This window comes from Aeromicrobium sp. (assembly GCF_032084975.1).
GTDB lineage: Bacteria > Actinomycetota > Actinomycetes > Propionibacteriales > Nocardioidaceae > Aeromicrobium.
This window is the reverse complement of record NZ_DAMDLR010000124.1, coordinates 1-4,722: the sequence shown is the minus strand read 5'-3', so window position 1 is coordinate 4,722 and position 4,722 is coordinate 1. Positions and strand designations below refer to the sequence as shown.

The 4,722-nt window shown below is 70.7% G+C and carries 4 protein-coding genes and 1 pseudogene; 1 reads left to right on the top strand and 4 read right to left on the bottom strand.

Translation table 11 applies throughout. From position 1 onward, the window contains the following. A pseudogene (locus RT323_RS16015) lies at window positions 1-844 on the top strand (glutamate dehydrogenase); the annotation flags it as partial. Between the two features lie 104 nt (window positions 845-948). On the opposite strand, the gene RT323_RS16010 reads toward RT323_RS16015, so the two are convergent. The 4 genes from RT323_RS16010 to RT323_RS15995 form a co-directional block, all read right to left on the bottom strand. Continuing rightward, window positions 949-1,128 carry a DUF5302 family protein gene (locus tag RT323_RS16010; RefSeq protein WP_313410213.1) on the bottom strand — a complete coding sequence of 60 codons (180 nt, stop codon included), beginning with the start codon at window positions 1,126-1,128 and terminating at the stop codon, window positions 949-951. A 193-nt stretch (window positions 1,129-1,321) separates the two neighbouring features. Further along, the gene (locus RT323_RS16005; RefSeq protein WP_313410211.1) at window positions 1,322-1,486 is read right to left on the bottom strand and encodes a DUF5302 domain-containing protein; all 165 of its coding nucleotides are present in this window, start codon (window positions 1,484-1,486) and stop codon (window positions 1,322-1,324) included. Window positions 1,487-1,541: 55 nt separating this feature from the next. Then, the gene (locus RT323_RS16000; RefSeq protein ID WP_313410209.1) at window positions 1,542-4,013 is read right to left on the bottom strand and encodes a DUF6351 family protein; all 2,472 of its coding nucleotides are present in this window, start codon (window positions 4,011-4,013) and stop codon (window positions 1,542-1,544) included. Between the two features lie 52 nt (window positions 4,014-4,065). Then, window positions 4,066-4,722, bottom strand: a 657-nt coding sequence (locus RT323_RS15995) for a hypothetical protein (protein WP_313410208.1), incomplete at its 5' end; no start/stop codon positions are given.

Below are 4,722 nucleotides of genomic sequence, written 5' to 3'. Positions count from 1 at the left end.
CGGCGACATCGGCGTGGGCGGCCGCGAGATCGGCTACCTGTTCGGCCAGTACAAGCGCATCACGAACCGCTACGAGTCCGGCGTGCTGACCGGCAAGGGCATCACGTGGGGCGGCTCGCTCGTGCGCACCGAGGCCACCGGCTACGGCACGGTCTTCTTCGCGCAGGAGATCCTGCGCTCGCGCGGCGAGTCCTTCGACGGCAAGCGCGTCGTCGTGTCGGGCTCGGGCAACGTCGCCACCTACGCGATCGAGAAGCTGCAGCAGCTCGGCGCGATCGTCGTCGCGTGCTCGGACTCCAGCGGCTACGTCGTGGACGACGCCGGGATCGACCTCGAGCTGCTCAAGGAGGTCAAGGAGGTCCAGCGCGGCCGCATCTGCGACTACGTCGACCAGCGCCCCTCCGCGAGCATCGGCGAGGGCTCCATCTGGAACGTGCCGTGCGACATCGCCCTGCCGTGCGCCACCCAGAACGAGCTGGACGACAAGGACGCGGCGACCCTGGCCCAGAACGGCTGCATCATCGTGGCCGAGGGCGCCAACATGCCGTGCACCCCCGACGCCGTTCGCCTGTTCAGCGAGTCGGGCATCGTCTTCGCGCCCGGCAAGGCCGCGAACGCCGGTGGTGTCGCCACCAGCGCCCTCGAGATGCAGCAGAACGCCTCGCGCGACCGCTGGTCGTTCGAGTACACCGAGGAGCGCCTGGCCGAGACGATGCGCGGCATCCACGACCGCTGCCTCGAGACCGCCGACGAGTACGACACCCCCGGCAACTACGCCGCGGGCGCCAACATCGCCGGCTTCACCCAGGTGGCCGACGCGATGCTGGCGCTGGGCGTCATCTGAGGTTCCCTCAGCGAGATATGTAGAGAAGCGCACCGAATCCGGTAGGGATTCGGTGCGCTTCTCTACATCTCGGCGCTTCTCGTTGGGTTGATCCCGCGAACTCGCTAGATGGTCCCGTGGGTGTGCTTGGCGGTCTGGCCCGGGTTGTCGATCGGTCCCTCGACGCCCTGGCTGTTCTCGCTGGTGTCGTCCGCGGGTCCCTCAGCGGTGCTGGGGTGCTCCTGCTCTTCCTTCTTGTCCAGCGCCTCGCGCATCTTGGCCTTCAACTCGTCTGCATCGGTCATCTGAACCTCCTTGCTCGATCTCCAACGAAACCCGGTCCGGCCGCCCCGGCTCGGCGCCGGCGACCGCCCGCCTCGGACGTCTGCCGCGCGCCATCGCCCACTTTTGGTGCGGGATTACGCGCTGATCCGGGCCTGGAACGGAATCTCGCACCAAAAGTGGGAGGTGGGTCGCCGAAACGTGGCCCGAGGGCCGTCAGGTCGCCTTGCGACGGAACTCGGGCTGCTCGATCGGCTTGCTGGCGCCGTGGGACTTCTCGCTGCCGTCGTGGTCGGCGCCCTGCGCCGTCGCGTGGTGCTTGTGCGCCTTCTTGTCCAGCGCCTCGCGCATCTTGGCCTTCAGGTCTTCCGCATCAGTCACGATGAACCTCCTGGGTCGACCTCCAACGTAGCCCGAACCGGGTGCGAGCGGGAGGTCAGCGACGGTGCCACGGCCGGCCGACGTCGGGCCGCCGGTAGTCGCAGACGCCGCCGGGGAAGACCTGCTTGAGCCGCGCGACCTGCGCCCGGTCGGGCCGCCACGGACCGTAGACGCCGTTGCGCACCGCCTTCTCGACCGGCTGCAGCGCGCACTTCCAGATGCCTCCCTCGAACGGTGCGCCCGCGACACGGCGCGAGGACGAGTAGATCGGGAAGCGCTGTGTGCACTCCCCCGCGGCCTTGCGGTCGAGGACCCCGTTCCACACGCCGGGTCCCGCGGCGATCACGTCGCCCTGGGTCGTGAAGCACGTGTCCACCGCGCGAGAGGGCTTGTTGCCGGCCACCCCCCGGCGCGGGTTCCGGGCGATGTTCGCCATCCACTGGTCGATCACCTCGAACGCGCGCAGGGTCGGGTCGTAGTCCTGGCTGGGGCGCGCATCGGCGAACCAGATGACCTGGTTCGACGCGTCGCCGTCGGCGTTGCGCATCCGCTGGCGCGCGGCGAACGACTGCTGCGTGTTGTGCATGTCCAGCTCGTCCTCGAGATACGGCCGCAGATCGATGACCGGGATGTCGATGTCGCCCTGGAACTGCATGCCCGACGTGTACGCCGCACGGATCGCCCTCAGGTCGCCCTCGCGTCGTGGCGCCGGGGCGACGCCGTCGGGGCTGAGGTTCATGTTGCGCCTGCTCCAGGGGTCGAAGTTCTCCGGCGTCATGGCACCGGCGAACGGCGCGCCCTCGGTCACCATGTCGCGCGACTCCTTCCAGCTGCCCACCTTCGCGTTGAGGTCGAGGAACTCGGCCGGGGTGATGACGCCCTCGGTCAGGGCCTGCAGCCCGTACTGGACCCCCACGTTGTCCCACGGAACGCGCGCGTACCCGTCACGCCCGGTGCCGTAGATGTTGACGAGGTCGGCGAAGTGGGTCCACTCGACCCCCTCCGTCCCTTGGGCCAGCTGGTCGAGGTCGTCGACGTCGGTGAAGGTCGGGTTGAGCGCCAGCGGCGTCAGCCCGAACCAGCCCGGCTTGCACTCCATCAAGGCGGGCGCCGGCGACCCGGGCGCACGGTCCATGACCTGGTACCCCAAGGCGCCCATCGCCCCGTACAGCTGGTTCCACTGGGCGATCTCGCCCGCCGACAGGTTCTGCGGGGCGTTGGTGCCGTTCAGGCCGATGATGCGCTGGCGCACCTCGGGGTCCTTCCACTTCGGGTTCGCCCGGTCGGTCGCGTCGAAGTAGTGCTCCAGCAGCTCGCAGTCGCCGACGTGGATCACCTGCGTGACCATGTCCGGGTACGAGTACTGCGGGATGGCCGCATCGATCAGGTCGCGATGGTTCTGCGCGTACACGTACTGCTGGATCGCTCCCCCGGACCCGCCGACGGCCACCGTGTAGTCCGGCACGCCGTACGTCTCGACCGCGCGCTCCTTGAGCATGAGCGCGGTCTCGCCGCCGAGCTGCAGGTTGTAGTGCGTGCTGGTCCGGGTGCCGCTGGACCACAGCACGCCGTACCCCTGACCCAGCAGCTCCTGCGGCAGCATCGCACTGTCGCTCGTCGTGCCCTGGGTGTGCCCGATCGCCACCCCGCCCTGGAAGCTGAACACGAGCCGCCGGTTCCACAGCGAGGTGTCCGGGTCCTGCGGATCGGCGTCACCGACCGGGGCCAGCACCGCGATGCTGTAGATGAACCGGTTGATCGTGCCGCGTTCCCAGCGCACGACGAACGGCACCTGCCGGCCCCGCAGCGTGGTCGTGGCCGTGTCGGCGGGCGGTGCGGACGGGTCGTCCAGCCAGTGGAACCGACCGTCGGTGGTGGACCGGTAGACGTACCCGATCCGCCGCTCGGCGGCGCAGTCCCTGCTCCAGCCCAGGATGTCCGCCTCGGCCGTCGGATAACCGCGGGAGTCCTGCGGGTAGCCGCCCTGCGCGTCCTCGCGCGCCACGGCGATGCCGAAGCGGTCCTGGTTGTCGACGAGCGGCTGCCCCAGGATCATCCGGCCGTCGAATCGGCCTCGCGCCGTCGTGCAGACGAAGGGCTGCTGCTGGGGCCCGGAGAACATCGGCCCGCTCGCGGGGTGGTTGGTCACGACCAGCCGTGCGGGACGGACCCGGCTGCGCCGCACCTCGGCCCGCAGCGTGGTCCGGCCGGCCTTCAGCCCCTCGACGAGGCCCACCAGGGTTCGTCCGCTGCTGAGGTCGAAGGCGTCGGTGACGTTCCGTCCTCCCGCTCGCACGACCACGTCGGTGGGACGCACGCCGCGCGGGACGCGCACCTCGACCAGCGCGTCGCCGCCCGAGACCTGGTGCGGGGCGCTCGAGAGCACGGTGAGGCCCAGCCCTCCCCCGCCGTGGTGGGGCGGACCCGAGGCGACCGCCGTCGTGGTTCCGGCGAGGGTCAGCAGGGCGGTCACGCCCGCGATGAGCAGGGTCGGCACCCGGTGCCGACGTCGGTGGAGAACGGGCATGGCGAACCTCCGAGGACAGGCCCGAGATCCGATTCACGCACTCTAGTGTGACTCAGGTCACATTGTCATCCAGGTCCTCGCCGCGGTCGTGACGCGCGGTCCGGTACGCGGGCGACCGGAGCCGCTCCACCCAGGCGTAGTTCGTCAGCCCGGGCAGCGGTCGTGCGACCGGGTCGAACGAGAGCTCTCGCTCGACCCTCTCGATCAGGCGCAGCCGCCCGAAGCCGACCCAGGGGCCGTCGCCGTCGGCGCGCAGCAGCGCGTACTGCTCGGGCTCGACCTCGGTGACCGCGAGCACGACGGGCCCGCGCGGACCGCGATACGGCAGCAGCGTCGAGGCGACGTGCCGCGACGTCGGCCGGACGAGGCGCAGCATGAACCGCGTCGCCTGTCCCGCGCCGGTGCTGGCGAACAGCAGGTCCGCCCCGTCCTGGTCCGGCAGGTGGACCGCGACACCCTGGATGTCGGGCCAGCCGTGCGGCAGGCCGATCGCCGCCGAGACCCGGACGACGACGTCGTCGTGGCCCGGCTCGTCGAGCCAGGGCACTCCGGTGGGCACGAGACCGGCACCCGTGCGCGTGATCTCGCCGCGCCAGACCGTGCCCCGCGGGTGCAGCGGCTTCGGCGCGGAACGCAGCCCCGAGATGAGGTGCGCGGCGCCCTGCAGCACCCGTCCCCCACCCCGGGCGGCAGCGCGGGTGAGTCCCGG

Coding starts and splice junctions, on each gene's coding strand:
- RT323_RS16000 (WP_313410209.1), bottom strand. CDS start 4,013: ATGCCCGTTCTCCACCGACGTCGGCACCGGGTGCCGACCCTGCTCATC.
- RT323_RS16010 (WP_313410213.1), bottom strand. CDS start 1,128: ATGACCGATGCAGACGAGTTGAAGGCCAAGATGCGCGAGGCGCTGGAC.